At 67.8% G+C, this 15831-nt stretch carries 11 protein-coding genes; 3 read left to right on the top strand and 8 right to left on the bottom strand.

What is annotated here, in order from left to right; translation table 11 throughout:
• Nucleotides 1–235: 235 nt before the first annotated feature.
• Together AB0411_RS30605 and AB0411_RS30600 are read right to left on the bottom strand one after the other, a co-directional pair.
• The gene (locus tag AB0411_RS30605) at nucleotides 236–733 is read right to left on the bottom strand and encodes a DUF6193 family natural product biosynthesis protein (RefSeq protein ID WP_366420522.1); all 498 of its coding nucleotides are present in this window, start codon (nucleotides 731–733) and stop codon (nucleotides 236–238) included.
• Between the two features lie 989 nt (nucleotides 734–1722).
• On the bottom strand, nucleotides 1723–2316 hold the full coding sequence (locus AB0411_RS30600; protein WP_366420521.1) for a hypothetical protein: 594 nt from the start codon (nucleotides 2314–2316) through the stop codon (nucleotides 1723–1725).
• Between the two features lie 434 nt (nucleotides 2317–2750).
• Here AB0411_RS30600 and AB0411_RS30595 point away from each other — a divergent pair, with 434 nt between their 5' ends.
• On the top strand, nucleotides 2751–3080 hold the full coding sequence (locus AB0411_RS30595; RefSeq protein WP_366420520.1) for a deoxyxylulose-5-phosphate synthase: 330 nt from the start codon (nucleotides 2751–2753) through the stop codon (nucleotides 3078–3080).
• Between the two features lie 95 nt (nucleotides 3081–3175).
• Here AB0411_RS30595 and tpg read toward each other — a convergent pair whose 3' ends face one another.
• Both tpg and tap read right to left on the bottom strand, forming a co-directional pair.
• Nucleotides 3176–3733 (bottom strand): telomere-protecting terminal protein Tpg, encoded by a 558-nt coding sequence (tpg, locus tag AB0411_RS30590; RefSeq protein ID WP_328743645.1) that lies wholly within the window; start codon nucleotides 3731–3733, stop codon nucleotides 3176–3178.
• Between the two features lie 6 nt (nucleotides 3734–3739).
• Nucleotides 3740–5848 (bottom strand): telomere-associated protein Tap, encoded by a 2109-nt coding sequence (gene tap / locus AB0411_RS30585; protein ID WP_366420519.1) that lies wholly within the window; start codon nucleotides 5846–5848, stop codon nucleotides 3740–3742.
• A gap of 151 nt (nucleotides 5849–5999) precedes the next feature.
• On the opposite strand from tap, the gene AB0411_RS30580 reads away from it, so the two are divergent.
• Nucleotides 6000–7808 carry a zeta toxin family protein gene (locus AB0411_RS30580; protein WP_366420518.1) on the top strand — a complete coding sequence of 603 codons (1809 nt, stop codon included), beginning with the start codon at nucleotides 6000–6002 and terminating at the stop codon, nucleotides 7806–7808.
• Here the strand turns inward: AB0411_RS30580 and AB0411_RS30575 are convergent.
• Nucleotides 7772–8047, bottom strand: coding sequence for a hypothetical protein (locus AB0411_RS30575; protein ID WP_328743642.1), 276 nt, complete (start codon nucleotides 8045–8047; stop codon nucleotides 7772–7774). The genes AB0411_RS30580 and AB0411_RS30575 overlap by 37 nt on opposite strands.
• A gap of 195 nt (nucleotides 8048–8242) precedes the next feature.
• On the opposite strand from AB0411_RS30575, the gene AB0411_RS30570 reads away from it, so the two are divergent.
• The gene (locus AB0411_RS30570) at nucleotides 8243–10918 is read left to right on the top strand and encodes an ATP/GTP-binding protein (protein ID WP_366420517.1); all 2676 of its coding nucleotides are present in this window, start codon (nucleotides 8243–8245) and stop codon (nucleotides 10916–10918) included.
• Between the two features lie 469 nt (nucleotides 10919–11387).
• On the opposite strand, the gene AB0411_RS30565 is transcribed toward AB0411_RS30570, so the two are convergent.
• The 3 genes from AB0411_RS30565 to AB0411_RS30555 form a co-directional block, all read right to left on the bottom strand.
• Nucleotides 11388–11759, bottom strand: coding sequence for a hypothetical protein (locus tag AB0411_RS30565; protein WP_366420516.1), 372 nt, complete (start codon nucleotides 11757–11759; stop codon nucleotides 11388–11390).
• A 123-nt stretch (nucleotides 11760–11882) separates the two neighbouring features.
• Nucleotides 11883–12548 (bottom strand): hypothetical protein, encoded by a 666-nt coding sequence (locus AB0411_RS30560; RefSeq protein WP_366420515.1) that lies wholly within the window; start codon nucleotides 12546–12548, stop codon nucleotides 11883–11885.
• Between the two features lie 241 nt (nucleotides 12549–12789).
• Nucleotides 12790–14442 carry a trypsin-like serine peptidase gene (locus tag AB0411_RS30555; RefSeq protein WP_328743638.1) on the bottom strand — a complete coding sequence of 551 codons (1653 nt, stop codon included), beginning with the start codon at nucleotides 14440–14442 and terminating at the stop codon, nucleotides 12790–12792.
• Between the last annotated feature and the right edge of the window lie 1389 nt (nucleotides 14443–15831).

The following is a 15831-nucleotide window of genomic DNA, read 5'->3' as shown; positions in this document are numbered from 1 at the left end:
AGCGGCATGTGGGCACCGCGCTCAGTCACACGTCTTATGACTGAGCGCCATAGCTGGCCAGTTGAGCGGGAGGGCAGACGCGCCCGGGTGGCGGCGTCAGGAACGATCACCTGACAAGGTGCCGGACTGACCTGAACCCAGGCTTCACGCCCGACCGGACGCCGGACCTGCGGCGGCAATGCCGGCCCGTGTAGGGCGGTGGCCGGCCGGCGACACGGCTCCGGTGCCGGGCGGGTCATCCGCCAAGCGCAATCGGGCCAAGGCCGGACGGCAGTTGACGCGCGGCCAGTGCCACGGCCTCGTGCGCTGTGGCGAACCGGCCGAGGTCCTCGATGATGAAACCCTTGCCCACCCCGTACATGCCGTCGCTGTTCGCGGTCAGGCACGGTCCGACGACGGTCAGGCGCGGGCGGGTGGTGGTCGAGAAGCGCAGCGCCCAGTGGCTTGTGAACGGGTAGAGGGCGCGCAGCGTCGGCTCAGAGTGCGCCGCTTCGATCAGGGCTTGGTACGTCTCCTGCCAGGCGGACTCCAGTTCGCCCGCCTCCAGCCGCATGCTCTGCCACTCGGATTCCGTCAGACGCGCCGGGTCGTGGTCGGGCACCTCGAACCGGCCGGTCAGGTGCACGAAGGGTGCCGCCCGGCGGATGTCGTCCAGGGCCGCCCCGTCATGCCACGCTCGGGCGGCCCTGGCGACCTCCGCCAGGTCGTCCGTCTTGCCGTCGATGAGGGGCATGCTCTGCAACGCCTCCGTGCCGCGGATCGACCACCGCCGTTCGTGCGACCATGCACTGATCTGCAGCGGCTCGCGGTGCGGCAGGGTGCTTGCAACGATCGCGCGGAGCAGAGGATCAGGGTCCGGGGACGTGACAGGGACGGCGTCGAGGCAGCCCTCCGACTCGGCCCGGAGCGCTGTGCCGAGGCGGCCACAGGCCGCGATGTCGGGGTACAGGGCAGCGGGATCTGTAGGGGAGGGCACGGCTCCCAATTGTGCCCGAGCCCCCGATTCCCGAGCGGGCGGCCCCGATGGATTCGCGGAAGAGCCGGCGATCGGTCTTCCACACTGCGACCGATCGACTCGATGCGCTCAACTGGTCAAGTACACCGCTCAGTGGCCAACTAGAACGCTCAGTCACACGTCTGGTACCAGGCCCTCACGCATCTCGCCGTCTAGAAGTCGATCTCCACATAGTCGATGTCGGTGAACTCCACCAGCAGGCCGTCGACACGGCGGCTGCGGCCCTTGGGCTGTTCTCCTGCAGGCCTTGAGCGACGCAGCCCTCGGAGGGGTCCGGCAGTGCACGGCGACGGCCGGGCGCCGAGAAGGCGGTCCCTGGCGAGGGTTTTGATGGTGCATTAGGAGACGCTTGACACTGACGTCACGCACTACTGACTGGTTTCTCCTTCAATTTCTTCGTGAAGTGCGGCCAAGCGGGCCTTATATTCGGCCGGCGGGATTTGCCCGAGAGCGGCGAGGCGTTCCAGTTCAGCGGCCTCGGAAGCGTGGGATATTTTGCGGCTCTGCTCTACTTGCTCTCGACTGTACTTGACGGCTTGGGCGCGCTTCCTGGCGCGACTTCTTTGTAACTGTTCATCGATTGCCCGGCCCGTTGCCTCGAAGTAACTGTCGTGTCTCCCTGACCACATGTTTTCCCTCGATTCGCCTTGGAATACCGGAAGCCGGATCCAGGATATCCTGGATCCGGCTACTTAGTTGATCATTCGTCAGATCTTGAAGTTCTCATAGTCGATGGTGCACTTGATCGCCGTCGTGCCAGCGCCGCCGCAGCCCTTCGGGTGCGATTGCCATACCCAGCCGGGCGTGAGGAAGTTCGCCCACATGTCGTGCTGCACGTGCAGGGTCGCGGGGCGCTTCACCTTCGCCGTCACCTCCGAGATGGTGGGCGTCGGGTCGAGTGGCTGGATGACGGTGCGCTCACCGTTGGCGATCGCCTTGCCGTGGTCATCCATGAGCCGTGCGCGGGATTCCCCGGTGAACTGCGGACCGTCGGGGCCTACCGCTGCGCAGTAGAATCTGGTGCTGCCGGTGACTTGGGAGACGGTGCCGGCTCCCCACTTCCAGTCGGCGTTCCACTCGCACAGGACAGTCTTGGCCTGGAGCGTCGCGCCGGTCTTCGGGTCGACCTTGGCGACCTTGGCAGTGAAGCTTCCACTGCCGCCCTGAAGACTGTTGTGTTCGACTGCTGCGGCGGGGCTGCTGGCGCCACCGATGCTGGTGGTCGTACCGCTCTGGGCGCTTGCGGGACTGGCTACCGAGATCGTCAGTGCCGACGTGGCGATGGCAGCGGTGATGGCCATCTTGGCGGTACGAGATGCATTGAGGCGCGAGAGGCTCCTGTTGGCTAACTTGCTTTTCACTTTTCCCCGTTTCTCCTGTGGATTTGCGTGATCATTTATAGCAGCGCGGTGGGTGCTCGTCGAGTGACTTTCAGGAGTTGGCTCGAACTGAAGATCTTGGCCAACACGCCGGAATTAACGCTTTCTTAGCGGGAGGGAGCGAGGTGTGGATTAGATACCGGAATTACTGATACCGAATAGGCTCCGACGTACAGGGCTCCGCCCTCACTGGAACAGAGCCCTCCGCTATGCGATGGATTCACGGTGACGGCTGGGCCCTTGTGACTGAGCGCTTCAGTTGGCCAGTTGAGCGGGATGGCTATCCACCCTGGCCAAGCCCTCCGGCCCAAGAAACCCGCTGGCTGGCTCCCCAAAGCGATCTATAGGCTGATCAGGTGGCCAATGGGAAAACCTCGTACGTCTGCCTCTCCTGCCGGGTCTCGTACAAGCAGCCTCACGACAGAGCGAGACAGCGGATCTGCCCGCGCTGCGCGGAGCCGATGATCCATGCAGGTTCGGCGTTCGCGGCGCCCCGGCGGCGAGACGTCGCAGCATGGCGGACACTCACCCTGTTGCTGAACGCAGGTGTGGGTTTCCACAAGAGCTGCTGCGGCGGACCCGGATACCGACCCCGAACGCTGCGTGACGTGCGCGAACGAATGACGTACGCGCGGCGCAGCGGTACGCCGGTCACCGAGGCACTCGTACGGCGAGACATCCCATGACGACCTCGGAACGCTCAACCGGCCAACTCAACCGCTCACTGGCCAACTGAAGCGCTCAGTCACACGTCTGGTTCCAGGCCCTCACGTGCCGCCGTCTAGAAGTCCAGCTCCACGTAGTCGATGTCGGTGAACTCGACCAGGAGGCCGCTGGCGCGGCGGCCGCGGTCCTTGAAGTAGATCTCCTGCAAGCCCTCGGCGGCGATCTCCTGCAACCGCTGCTCGGTGGCGCCCGACGCCTGGGCCTCGAAGAGCCGGGCCGCGTAGGCCGGGGGCAGGTGCTGGGTGATCAGCCGGATCCGGCCGTCATCGGTCGTGCCGGGAGCGGCGGTGAAACCGAACCGCGCCCGCGTCTCGATGACGATCCCGCCGGTGGAGGCGGCGCGCTGCTGGGCCTTTTGACGCACCTTCGGCTGCCACCGCTTGCGGACCTCACGCTCTATGCGGGCGGCCAGGTCGCGGCGAGGACGGCGGATCTGGGCTTTGACGTACCGCTCGACCGTGCGCTGGGAGACGCCCAGGAGCTGCGCGACGGCCTTGGTGGAGCCCTTCTCCTGCTTGACCAGGTACCGCATCTGCGCGCCGGCGCTCTTGGGGATCGGGCGGGTGGCGGTGTTCGCGGCGGCCTTGTCGAGGCTGTCTCCGAAGATGCCCATCAGTGCCTACTCCCCCTCGTTGAGGATGCCGGGGCCCTTGATCTCGCGGGCGGGGTTGGCGTTCTGGTTTTCGATCATGTCGGCCAGCCACAGGAAGCTCTGGGTGCCTTGGTGCTTGACCATCCCGGGGCTGACGCCGAGCCGGAACCCGCCGGGCAGCGGCTTGCCCTCGTCGGTGTGCGGCAGGAAGTCCAGCGGGCTGGGCCCGTGGGAGAGGTAGACGACGCAGTCGTGGTTGATCGCCACGGGGTAGAGGCCGACGGCGGCCAGGCGGCTCATCTTGCGGTGCATGTTGGTGCGGGTCTTGGCGATGACCTCGGCCCGAATGTGCGGGCTCCAGGCCACGCGCTTGAGGGCCGGCCACGGCTCGCCGCGCTTGTGGCGGATGCTGCGCGGCCGCTCCTGGAGCTTGCCGATGCCGCCCTTCGCGGTGGCCTTGATCGCCGCCAGCACCGCGACGGCCTGCGGATCGACGGACTTGTAGCCGGCCATCGCGGCGAGGAACTCGGCCTCGGACATTCCGGTGGTGACGCCGAGATCAGCCATGGTGGCCACGTAGGCGTCGCGCAGACGCTGGTACCAAGGATCCAGGTAGTAGCCCGACTCCTCGCGCACGAACGCCTCGATCGGCTCCACGCGGGCGCCGAGCTCGGTGGCGTAGGCGACGGTGGTCGTCGAGTACCAGCCCGGCCCGTCCGGGCGTTCGCCGTCCGGAGTGAACGGGCTGGGCAGGCGCGGGTCGGTCTCGATGCCGGAGAGGTCCACCAGCCAGGAGCCGGGCAGCTTCGGATCGAATTGGGGCGCGGTGACCTCCCGCGCGGGGCCCAGGCCGACGTTGAGGCGGTTGGCGGCCGCGGCGAAGGCCATGTTCACGTCGATGCCCACCGCGTGGGTGTAGCCCTCGGCCACCTCCCGGTCGGTCAGCGGCCGGAACCAGGTCAAGGACTCCTCATTGATCGTCTCGGACGGGGTCCGGACGTGGTGCTCGGGGAACCGCCCGACCAGATCAGGGTGTTCGTCGGGGGCCTCCGGCCACGCCGGGGCGATGGGCCGGTTCAGCGAGCCGGGCAGCGGCCACGGCACGAACGCCCCGGTGGTCTCGTCCTTGACGGCGCGGGTCGGCGGGCGCAGCGCGGTCATCAGCTCCAGGCCGCAGACCGCGGTGGTGCCGCGCGGGGTCAGGACGCGGGTGGCGTAGGTGCCGAGCACCGCCGCGACGTCCGGCGCCGGCAGCTGGCCGGTTTCACCCCAGGAGCGGACGTCGAGTGCGTCCCAGGGCAGGACGGCCAGCTGCACGCAGCGCCGCTTGCCCTGCTGCATGGGCCGGTAAATCCTGGTCCAGGGGCCAAAGCCGCCGCCGCTGAGCTGCCACTCGGCCTTCGTGAGCTGCTTGATGACCTTGTGGTCGTCGGGCAGGCGCAGCCCGCGCCGGTCCTCCAACGTCGCTGGCAGTCCGAGGCGTTCGGCGGCCGCGTCGGTCAGCACGATCAGCGGATCGCCGTCGTTGCCGTGGCGGTGCAGCCGCGGCGAGCCCAGGCGGGCCTCGGCGAGGGTCCACTCGACCAGTGCCGGGACGGTCTTGGCAGGGCAGTCCAGCACCAGGCCGCCGACGCAGTACAGCGAGCCGTTGCCGTCCAGTACGCCGAGCGGGCCGTTGGCGAACCGCTCATCGGTCCCGGCCGCGGCGGCCGGAGAGGTCGCTGGCTTCTTCGGCGCGGCCTTGCGCGCAGCGGGCCGCCTCGAGGTGGACACCGCCTTCTTCGCCGCCGGTTCTTCCGGCGCGGCAGCGGGGGCTGGTGGGGCTGGCGGCGGCTCGGTGGGTGTGCCGGAGAACGCGGCCGGCGCCGCCGGGGCGGTGGAGGGGAAGCGGGTGGCCAGCCCCTCCAGGAGCCGGGCGTAGGCGGCGCGCTTCGGCGGTCGCGGCTCGGTCCGGCCGGCCTCCCAGTTCCCCACTGCTTCTCGCCGCGCACCCAGTGCGGTGGCGATCTGGGCCTGGCTCAGGCCGGCAGCTTCGCGCAGCCGCTTGCGTTCGGCGGGGGGTGGCAGGTCGTCCTGAGCGACCTGTTCGAGCAGCGCGTCAACTGCGCTGAACAGTGCTTCTTCCTCTGTGGGCACAGGCTCACCTCCACCCTCACCCTATCGGATCGCGCGTCATATCGCCTTGATTTCGCTCATTGAATCGCGCATGGATCGCGCATTGCTGTTACGATCTCCACGAAGATCGAAAGCGGATTCGGGTGAGCGCTGTCCCGTCGGAGGAGATGCAGTGAGCGAGGACGTCGTACCGGTGGCTCTGCTCGACGAGGAGAGCCGCGACGTTCTGACTCGGGTGATCCTTCCTGCGTGCACCCGCGGTGCTGTTCGGCAGGATCAGCCGGTCGTGGTGATCGTCGGTGGTCAGCCGGGGGCCGGGAAGACTGAGATCGCAGATCTCGTGCAGGCGGCTCTGGACCGTCGTGGCGGCGCGGTGCGGATCTGCCGGGACCTCTACAAGGCAGCGCACCGGCGCTACGGCGAACTGCTGGCCGCCGATGTCCGCACGGCGGGAGTCAAGGTCCGGCCTGATACGCGCCGCTGGCAGGCCGCCGTCGAGGACCATGTGCGCGCCAGCGGGTTCGATGCGGTGGTCGAGTCCGCGCTCGCCGATGCCGACGAGCTCCGTGCGTCGGCGGCCGCGTACCGCAGGGCGGGCTGTCGGGTTGAGGTGGTGGCGGTGGCGGCCGCGGAGGCGTGGAGCCAGCTCGGGATCTCGGATCGCTTCCTGACGGAGGAGCGCTATGTGTCGTGGGAGAACCACGACACCTGCGCGGCGCAGATGCTGTGGACGCTGGCGGTCATCGAGGCCGAAGGGCTGGCTGACCGGATCAGCGTCGTGCGGCGGGACTTCACGGTGCTCTACGACAACGAGCTCGTCGACGGCGTCTGGCGGCAGCGGCCGGCTGCCGAGGGGGCAGCGGTGCGTGAGAGGGGGCGGCCGTGGAGCGCCCGGGAGACGGCCGTATTCCGCCGGGGCTTGGCCCGCACCGGCCGGCGTGTGCACCGCGAACTCGTAGATGAGGACCGGCGCCTCGCTGTTCAGCGGGATGCCGAGCGCGCCGCGGCCCTGGCCGAGCCGGTCCGCCGGATCGCGCAGCCCCGGCTCCAGCCGCCCGGCGTCGACTACCACCGGTTGTCGGCCGCCGAGCATCAGTGGATTTTCGACGAGCTGATCGCGCCGTCCTATCTGGGCGGCATCGTGCCCCGGCCCGATCCGCGAGCGGTGTACGTGATCGGGCAGCCCGGCGCGAGCAAGACCTCCGCCGCCACCCTGGTGCAGCGGGCGATGCGACCGGGAACGACGCGGCTGGTGGGCGACGACTTCAAAGCCGCCCACCCCGACTACCGGCAACTCCTCCAGGACGATCCGCGGGGTGCGGGCGCCGCGATCCGAGCCGACTACCGCTCCTGGTTCACCCGGGCCGAGGCGATGGTGCGCTCCCAGCGCGGCGACGTGCTCATCGAGGCCGCCCCCGGCAGCGCGCAGGAGTGGATGGCCAGCGCGCTGCCGTTCGCGAACGACGGCTACCCCGTCGAGCTGGTGGTGCTGGCCGTCCGGGAGGCCGACAGCCGCCTGGCGACCGCGCTGCGCTACGCACGCGCCCAGCAGCTCGGCCTCCCGGCCCGGTTCACCACCAAGGCCGGCCACAGTCGTTGCTTCCGTGCAGTCCCCGACGTCGTCGAGCTCGCCGCCTCCCACTCGGCGGTCACGGCCGTGACGGTGATCCGCCGGGACGGCCAGGCCCTGCTGCGCCAAGAGCAGGGACGCGGCCGGCGAGCGGCGTGGGCGCTGGCAGCAGAGCGGCACCGGCCGTACACCGAGCAGGAGGCCACCCAGTTCCTCGCGCTGTACCGGGCGCTGCGCAAGGCACTGCCACGGCACCGCCGTGAGCTGGACGACATCGCCGCGCTCGCCCACCCTCTGATGCCCGCTCGGGTGCAGCCAGCCCGGATCGACCCGCCGCACCCGCCCACCTGGCCTCTACCGCTCCCCCGCCGGAGCTACGACTCCGTGAGCTCCTTCAGCCGGGCCGCGTAGACGGCCGCGACGCGGGACGCCTCCTCCGGGTCCGCGGTCGCAAGCTGCGCCTGGTCGTCGAGAGCGGCCTGCCGGGCCGCCTTCAGCTCTCCCATCCGCGTCTCATCGGACACCGGCTTCCGGTGTTCGGCGACAAGCTGGGCGGTGTACCAGTTCACCACCGCACGGACGGCATCGAACGCCTGCTGCTCTTCGCCTCCCTCCAGCGCGGAGAAGTCGGGGGCGTTGGGGTCGGACACGGCGACCACCTCCTGATCTTGAAAGGGAACTCGCCATTGTCCTACCGGCCCGGCCGCACGGCAGCCATGCGACCGGCCGCGGGGCGAAGGGCGGGAAGGCGCGCTGTGGCCGCCTTGCCCATCGGGGATGCTGGTCCCAAGGCCCCGGGGGCGGGGCGTAGGTTGGGGCCGGTTGATCATCGAGTGGGGGTTGGCGTGGCGGGGGATCTGCGGGCGCTATTCAGTACAAACGACCGACAGGTAGGCACGGACGAGGCGTTCACCAACCGTCAGACGCAGTGGGAGGCGGTCGCGACCGTGCTCGCCGAGCACGTGCAGCGCACCGGCGAGTCGGCCTTCGACGTCGAAGACCTCGAGGCCCCCCGGCGCAACGTGCTGGTCTTCCACGGTGTCGGCGGCATCGGGAAGACGACGCTCTCCCGCAAGCTCGAAGCCTCCCTCGCCAGCAGCGCGGACCGGCCTGCTCAGTGGCCGCCCCACACCTGGCCCACCGGACGGATCCTGCCGGTACGCATCGACCTCGCCCGCTCCGCCAACACCGACTTCGAGCGCGTCGTCCTCACCATCCGGCTCGCGCTCGCCCAGCTCGGCCGGCCACTGCCCGCCTTCGACCTGGCGCTGCGCCGGTACTGGGAACACCACCACCCCGGCGAGCCCCTGGAGGAGTACCTGCGCCGCGGCGGATTGGCGAGCCGGTTCGGCAAGGCGCTGCCGCAGCAGATGCAGTCCGCGCTCGGCGACGTCGCCCAGGCGCTGCTGCTGCCGGGCACCGTCGGCACCGCGGTCGGCCAGGTGACCGGCACTTTGGTGCGGGCCCTGCGCGAGCGCCGGCAGACGGTCCGGGCGCTGGCCGGCTGCGCCCGGCTCGCCGACCTCCTGGAGGCCGAGCCTGACCTGGACGCGCTGTCCTTCTATCCGCATCTGCTGGCCTGGGAGCTTGCCCAGCTGCCCGTGGGCAAGGCCGTGACTCCGGTGATCTTGCTGGACGCCTTCGAGGAGACCGGCGACCGCACCCACCGGGACCTGGAGCGGCTCCTGCAGCGCGTCGTGTGGCTGATGCCGAACGCCTTCTTCGTCGTCACCGGCCGCAGCCGGCTGCAATGGGCCGACCAGGCACTGCAAGGCCAGCTCGACTGGACCGGCCCCTCGGCCTGGCCCGGCCTGGCCGACCACGGCCTCCCCCACCCCGGCACCGCCACGGCGGGCGGCCGCGGGCGTCAGATCCTGATCGGCGACTTTTCCCCCGAGGACTGCGACGACTACCTCGCCCGCCGCCTCAGCAGCGCCGGGCAGCCCCTCATCGGCGAGGAACTGAGGGAGGTCATCACCGCCCGCTCGCACGGACTGCCGCTCTACCTCGACCTGTCCGTGATGCGGTTCCTGGAGATCCGGCGCACCGGCCGCACCCCTCAGCCGGCGGACTTTGACCACGACTTCCCGGCCCTGATCGCCCGCACCCTGTCCGACCTCACCCCCGACGAACGCCATGTCCTGCGCTCGGTCAGCCTCCTCGACGCCTTCGACCTCGCCCTGGCCACCCAGGCCGCCGGCACGACCCACGACGCACCGGCCCTCCGCCTGCTGGAGCGGCCCTTCGTCCGTGAGAACCCGTTCGGACTGTGGCCCTTCCACCTCCACGCACTGATCCGCTCCACCCTGCGCACCGCCGACGACGCCTCGGACGACCGCTGGTCACCGCGCGACTGGCAGCAGGCCGCCGAACGCGCCTTCGCCGCCCTCGGAGAGCAGTGGACCACCAGCACGGCACCCGGGCGGATGGTGCTGATCGGCTGCCTGCGCCAGGGCCTGACCCTCGCCCGCGACTTCCGCCTCGATCTCGGCTGGCTGACCCAAGCGGCCTGGACCTACGTCAGCGACTCCGTCTGGGAACCGCTCACCGCCGCAGCCCAGCACGACCGCCCCGAGAACCACCTGGAGACGGCGGCCGACGCCCTGGTGGAGACGCTCAGCGCCCTCGCCCGGCGCCAGCACGAGCACCGCGAGCGCACCGCCGACCGGCTCACCACGGTGGTCGACACCGGCCAGCTGCCGGACGAACTGCACGAGATGGCCGTCTACTACCTGGCCAAGGCCCAGCGCGACCTCGGCCGCTCCGCCGACTCCCGCCGCGGGATGCAACGCGTCGCCGACGGCGGCGGCCGCCTCGCCCCTGCCGCCCGGCGCGGCCTGGCCCACCTCGCCCGGTCCGCCGGCGACTTCCCCACCGCCCTGGCCACCGCCCGCACCCTCGGCTGGGCCGGCCGCCACCACCGCATCGAAGGCGACGTGCAGTGGCCCCACGGCGACATGAACCGCGCGGCGGCCGCCTACGAAGCGGCCCGGACCGAGGCCGAAGAACACGGCATCGCGGGCGAACGGGCCACCTCCCAGGCACAGCGGGCCTTCGTCCTCGCCTTCACCGACACCGCCCGCGCCGACGACGAACTCGACCTCGCCGAGCAGCTGCTGTCCGGACTCGACCTGCGCGCCACCACGCTCACCACCCAGATCGCCGCCCTCGCCCGCGACGCCGGAACCGCGGAGGTGGAGGACCGCGCGCACGCCCTGCGCACCGAGATCAGCGTCGCCGGCCTGGCCTCCGTGGAAGCGACGCTGGAGCTCGCCCTGTGCTTTCACCACGCCGTCCGCGGCGACCACGAAGGCATCGCCGCCGGCATCGGCCGGCTGCGCGAGCTGACCAGCAGCGGCGACTACGCCTACTACACCGACATTGCCCACTTCATGGCCGGTCTCCCCCTCCCCGACGGGACCGGCTCAGGGGCGCAGTGGCTCGGCGGGGAAGGACCTTCCCGCGTCCGCTGGCGCGGCTTGGTGATGTCCCGGCGCCGCTACCTGTCCTCGGCTCGTTGACCGAGGTACCTCGCGCGACGTCCCTTCTTTGGGGAGGGCCCCGATACCTTGGGGAAGGGCTGGAGCTGCCCTTGGTGGCGTTATCAAGGAGTAGTGGCTCTGGTTTAGCTTCTGTAGTGGTGCGGTTGCCTGTGCACGGGATCCCAGGAGGCAAGATTGTGTGCGGAGTGCCGGCGGGATTCGAACCCGGGGCATGGGGAGGGGCAGGCTCGCCCGGCTCCCGCCAGTCGGCGTGAGCGGAGCCTCGCTCACGCCGATCGCAATGGGCCGCTCTGCCACTGCTCCGTTACCCACGGGAACTGCGCAGCCCCGCTCCGGGTAGAGAAAGCAGCATGCGCCGAGTGATCCCTTTATCGATCTGAAGAGTTTCCTCTGGCCTCGCGGGATTCTCATCCCAATAAGGCAGGAAGGAAGGCCCAAGCGAGAGAGTCGGTTTCGCTTCACGGATGCCGCGAAGCCTCCGACATTTTTATCCCCTCATGTGCACTGAGGCGTAGTACTCAACCAGCCTTCCCGCTCCTGCGCATACGGCGGTCGACACGTTCCCGTAGCCCTTGCCGGCGTCGGGCATGTCGCGTATAGGACCCTCCGCCGTCCAGCGATGTGCGCCGTACTTGCATACCGCTGTGACGTAGTAGTTGGTCTCCTTCCAATCCGTCCGCTTGCATCGCACGTTGGCGTCCTTTCCTGGGTTCAATGTCCACTTTTTACAGCTGCTCATCAGACTGTTGTCGCGGACGTCGACCTGCGTGGGGGAATCTGAAAGCGCCGGGCTGGACATTCCGAGCGTTGCAATCGCGGTGACGCATATGGAAATAGTAACTTTTGCGGCTTTCCTCATTGTTCCTCCTTGGGTGGGCTATCGAAGTCGGCGGTTCCTGCGGTGTTGGCAGCGAGGTATATATGCAGAGAAAAATGCACGGATGTATACAAGCGGTGCACTCTAGGGATTTATCGATAGCTTTTAGAGTTTGTTTGCGGCTAGCTTTTCTCCATCTGCGCCACGAACAACTACATTCCAGGCGGTGCCGTCGCCATCGTCACCGTCCCACCACTTCACAAAGGACTGCGCCAGGTCGGTGGCTGCCGAATGGTCGTCCCCGGTAGACGGATAATCGGTGGTCAGCTCGATGTCGTAGTCACTGCGATGCAGTTCTACGAGGGTCAGCCTGTTGACATGCGCGGGCATCGGCCGCTTGTCGGTATCACTCAGCCAGGCCTTGAAACGCTCAAGGAGATCCTGGTCGTTGGTGCGCTTGGTGACTTGGCTGCTCGGCAGGTGCTTAGCGTTTTCACTCACGCCGTCCAGGCACCCGGATACCCAGGCTCCACGGTCGGCTTCAGCCTCCTGACCGGCGCTGAGAGCGCGTCGCGTGCAGCCCCCCCAGACGACTTCACGGACTGACGAGCCTTTGCCACCTGCGTCACGGACTGCCCGACCCCGGTTGTAGCCGGCGGTGTAGGCGTCCTGCGCGGCCTTCTTCTTGTCTTTCGCAGGTGCATGGGTTGGCCGCTGCGATGAATTGCCCGGTTGCGGGCTGCCCGACTCGCTGCCACATGCCGGTATGGCTAAGACGGCAAGCATGGTCGCAGCGAGCGCGAGGCGCGGGCGATGGCGGGGTAGGTGCATGGTGTCTCCTGCCGTGTGCGCACGTTGAGTGAGGATCAGGTGCCTGCCAAGTGTTTCCTGCGGATTGCCGACTCAGGGCCACTTCGAGCAGAACGTCCGGAACGGGCCAGTGGCCTGGGCCGGCAGCTCACCGGAATGAGCCCCCGAGCCTGGCAGGCGCTCAGAGTGCGCTTCCTGGTCTCTGGCGGTGGCTTCCACGACTGATGCCGTGGAAGCCACCGCCAGCCAGCACCCTGAGCGGCTAGGGCGAGACGAGCTGGTTCTCTCGCCCGATCGATTGCGCGTTTCCGTCGGTGTAGAGGGTGAGTTCGCCATCGGACCAACGGACGATTGTGTCGTCCGCGTGGGGGTTGTCGGAGTAGTCGCCACCGGAGACGATCAGGGCGTGTGTCCAGGTGGAGTCCGGTCCGTGGAGCTTGTTCTCGCCCCATGGGGCGCCGCCGGTGAAGTCCTGGTAGTTGGTCAGCTCACCGTCAGACCAGCGCACGATGAGATCCCAGTTGTCGTTTCCGGTGTAGTCGCCGGAGCCGATCTCGGTAGCGTGTGTCCAGAGCTTGTTCGGGGCCACCACCTTCGTCTCCTTGCCTAAGCCCTTGTCGGAGACATCGGTGTAAAGGGAGAGCTCGCCGTCGGACCAGCGCACGACGAGGTCGTCCTGCCACTTGTTGGCGGAGAAGCGGCCGGCAGTGATCGCCTCTGCGTGCTTCCAGGTGGCGTTTGGCGGCTGGAGCTGCTTTTCGCCGTGGAAGCCTTTCTCATCCACCGAGGGGTAGAGCGTGAGTTCGCCGTCGGACCAGCGCACGATGAGGTCGGAGCCGTTGTCGCCGGTGAAGTCGCCTGCCGTGACTTCGACAGCGTGATCACCCCATTGTGCGTTGGGGCTCTTGATCTTGTACTCCTTGTCGAAGTGGCCACGGTCAGCGCTCGCACCGCGATAGACCGTGAGCTCTCCGTCCGACCACATGACGAGCATGTCCATCCGGTCGTTGGGGACATCCTCTCCATCGAGGGCGAAGTAGCCAGAGGCGATCTCCTCTGCGTGCTTCCAGGTCTCCGCCCCGGGGAGAACTGAGCGGGTAGGCGGCTGCTTGCCCGCCACTGCGGCGTCGAAGACCCGTTTGACGTCGTTGTCGAAGTAGGAGCTGTAGGAAGTGTCGGGGCTGTGCCCGCCGGTCTTCCACCCTCCGGTCACCCCGGCCAGCGCCAGTCCGCCGTCCTTTTTGATCAGGAAGGGCCCGCCTGAAGTGCCGGAGACGTATCCGTCACAGTTGACCTCGGCGAAGGTACCGCCCTTCCATCCGTCAGCGCTGGCGGTGGTGAACTTCTTCAAGGGCGTGGTGCAGGTGAGCGGATTCTGCTTGGGCTTGTAGCCGTCCATACCTGGCAGGTACGGGTAGCCGATGACCTGGGTGTCCGGGTGATCGAAGCCAGCATTAAGCGCGAGAGGTATTGCGCCTACCACTTCTTCGACCTTCTTTCCGTCAGACCTCGGGGAGGTCTGCAGGAACGCAAAGTCGAGATCGGTGTTGGCTTTGTCTCCGCCCGGCGTTATATAGGCGGGGTCCATGTAGATTTTCCCGACAGAAATCGGGAAGACGCCGTGCGGCCGTGGTTCCGCTTCATGGTGTTGCGGAACGAAAACCAGCTTGGTGACACGGTCACTGCTGTCGAAGCAGTGGGCCGCTGTGGCCACGATGTTCTTTCCCGGAGACGGCACGACAGTGCCGGCACAGAAACGGTACTGGTCATCCTCCTGGTAAAAGAAGGTCCCGACCTGCTTGATCCCCTTGAAGGGGTGCGAGGGAGACATCGACTGACGGCGCGGCTCGCGCGCTTCTGGCGGCAGCTTCGCCTCGCGCTCAGCTTGTTCGGCCACCGGCTTGGCCTGGTCCATACGGTCCGGCGTCCAGAAGTCTTCTAACCTTTTTGCTTCCGCCTGCGTGACCTGCGGCTGCCGGGTGTTCTCGGACGGTCTGGATTGAGGAACTGTGGGTCTGGCGCTCGGGCTCCGCTTGTCAGAAGCGCTGGGTTCCGGCGCGACCGTGGCTGAATTCCGGTCTTGCACAGTGGAACTCGACGGCGCCGGGTGCGGCACATCTGGAGACGGTGCCGCATAGGCTGCGGCAGGAACGGCAAGTGCCGCGACCGCTAATGCTGCGGGTAACAGATGTTTTATGGCCATGATCTCCCCCCCATTGTGGCGAGCCTTCAGTTAATGGGCTCAGCCGGGAGATGGACGCTACACCCTCACCCCTACCTTCAAGCGGAATTATGGTCTACCAAATGACTTGGTAAAGCAGAGATTGATATTTCAATCGCTGGACCTTGACGCGATCGCCATTCCATCGGAATTCCTACCTCCGGGTCGAAAATGTCCACGGAACTGGCAACATCACGAGAACCCCGGTCGCACTCGCAGCCCCACCGCAAGCGCAACAGCGCAGAGCTCTTCGGCGCTGCCCTGACTGCTCACCCTCATTAGATGTGAGTGAGGTCACACTGGATGTTTGGTGGCCAACGAGCGAACTCAGCTCCAACCGGGGGTACATCAGAGCGAAGAGACCAATGGCTTCGCCGTGAAAACGACAAACCAGACATAACGCTGACGGACGCGGGCCTCGGTACGGCGACGGCGCTGGCCGCTGAGCGAGTCGTACGCCGCCTGCTGGGGCGTAGAGACCGAAGCGCAAAACTGACACACCAGCCCGCGGCCGGACCGAGCTGGGTCAGGGGGCAGCGTGGGGATCGATGGCCTGCGCTGCATCCGGGGCCACCTCGACGCCGCACGGGAATACCTGACGGGTCTGCCGGACGTCGATCTCTCAGCAGTGCTGGAGTTCCTACAGCACAACGAGCTTGGACTCGCTTTCGACTGCCTGGTCGATCGCGACGGCGACCTCGCTCTGCCCTCTCCCTCTGGCAGCACCTGGACCGGGCGGCTCGTGAGATGCGCCTCTACAGCGATGCACTCAAAGAGCCCCCCTCACGGCCGCCGACCTCTGCCGCCATCATCTCGCCGCCGCGTCCGAGCAGAACCGACCCCGCCAACCCGACGAACCTTCCCAATAGAGCGCCAGACGGGGAGCCTGTTACTCGCATCCGCTGGCAACGCCAGGCGCGAACCGTCTGCGTGATCGCACAGCGGCTCCGCCGGAGTCGGCGGAGCCACAAGTCCGGTGTGCTCATGCCGACGACGCTATCCACCCGGACGGGGCAACGGGGCCAAGCTCAGGGGCGATGAGCGATGGTGTGCCCTGGTCACCGCCCGCCAAGACCACCTGTT

The organism is Streptomyces angustmyceticus, assembly GCF_040701845.1.
GTDB classification, from domain to species: Bacteria; Actinomycetota; Actinomycetes; order Streptomycetales; family Streptomycetaceae; genus Streptomyces; species Streptomyces angustmyceticus_A.
This window is presented reverse-complemented; position numbering and strand designations above follow the sequence as displayed.

What these genes read in the sequence shown, in the direction of transcription:
- AB0411_RS30565 (WP_366420516.1), bottom strand. Translation starts at nt 11,759, where the DNA reads ATGAGGAAAGCCGCAAAAGTTACTATTTCCATATGCGTCACCGCGATT.
- AB0411_RS30605 (WP_366420522.1), bottom strand. Translation starts at nt 733, where the DNA reads ATGCCCCTCATCGACGGCAAGACGGACGACCTGGCGGAGGTCGCCAGG.
- AB0411_RS30560 (WP_366420515.1), bottom strand. Translation starts at nt 12,548, where the DNA reads ATGCACCTACCCCGCCATCGCCCGCGCCTCGCGCTCGCTGCGACCATG.
- AB0411_RS30600 (WP_366420521.1), bottom strand. Translation starts at nt 2,316, where the DNA reads ATGGCCATCACCGCTGCCATCGCCACGTCGGCACTGACGATCTCGGTA.
- tpg (WP_328743645.1), bottom strand. Translation starts at nt 3,733, where the DNA reads ATGGGCATCTTCGGAGACAGCCTCGACAAGGCCGCCGCGAACACCGCC.
- AB0411_RS30555 (WP_328743638.1), bottom strand. Translation starts at nt 14,442, where the DNA reads ATGGACCAGGCCAAGCCGGTGGCCGAACAAGCTGAGCGCGAGGCGAAG.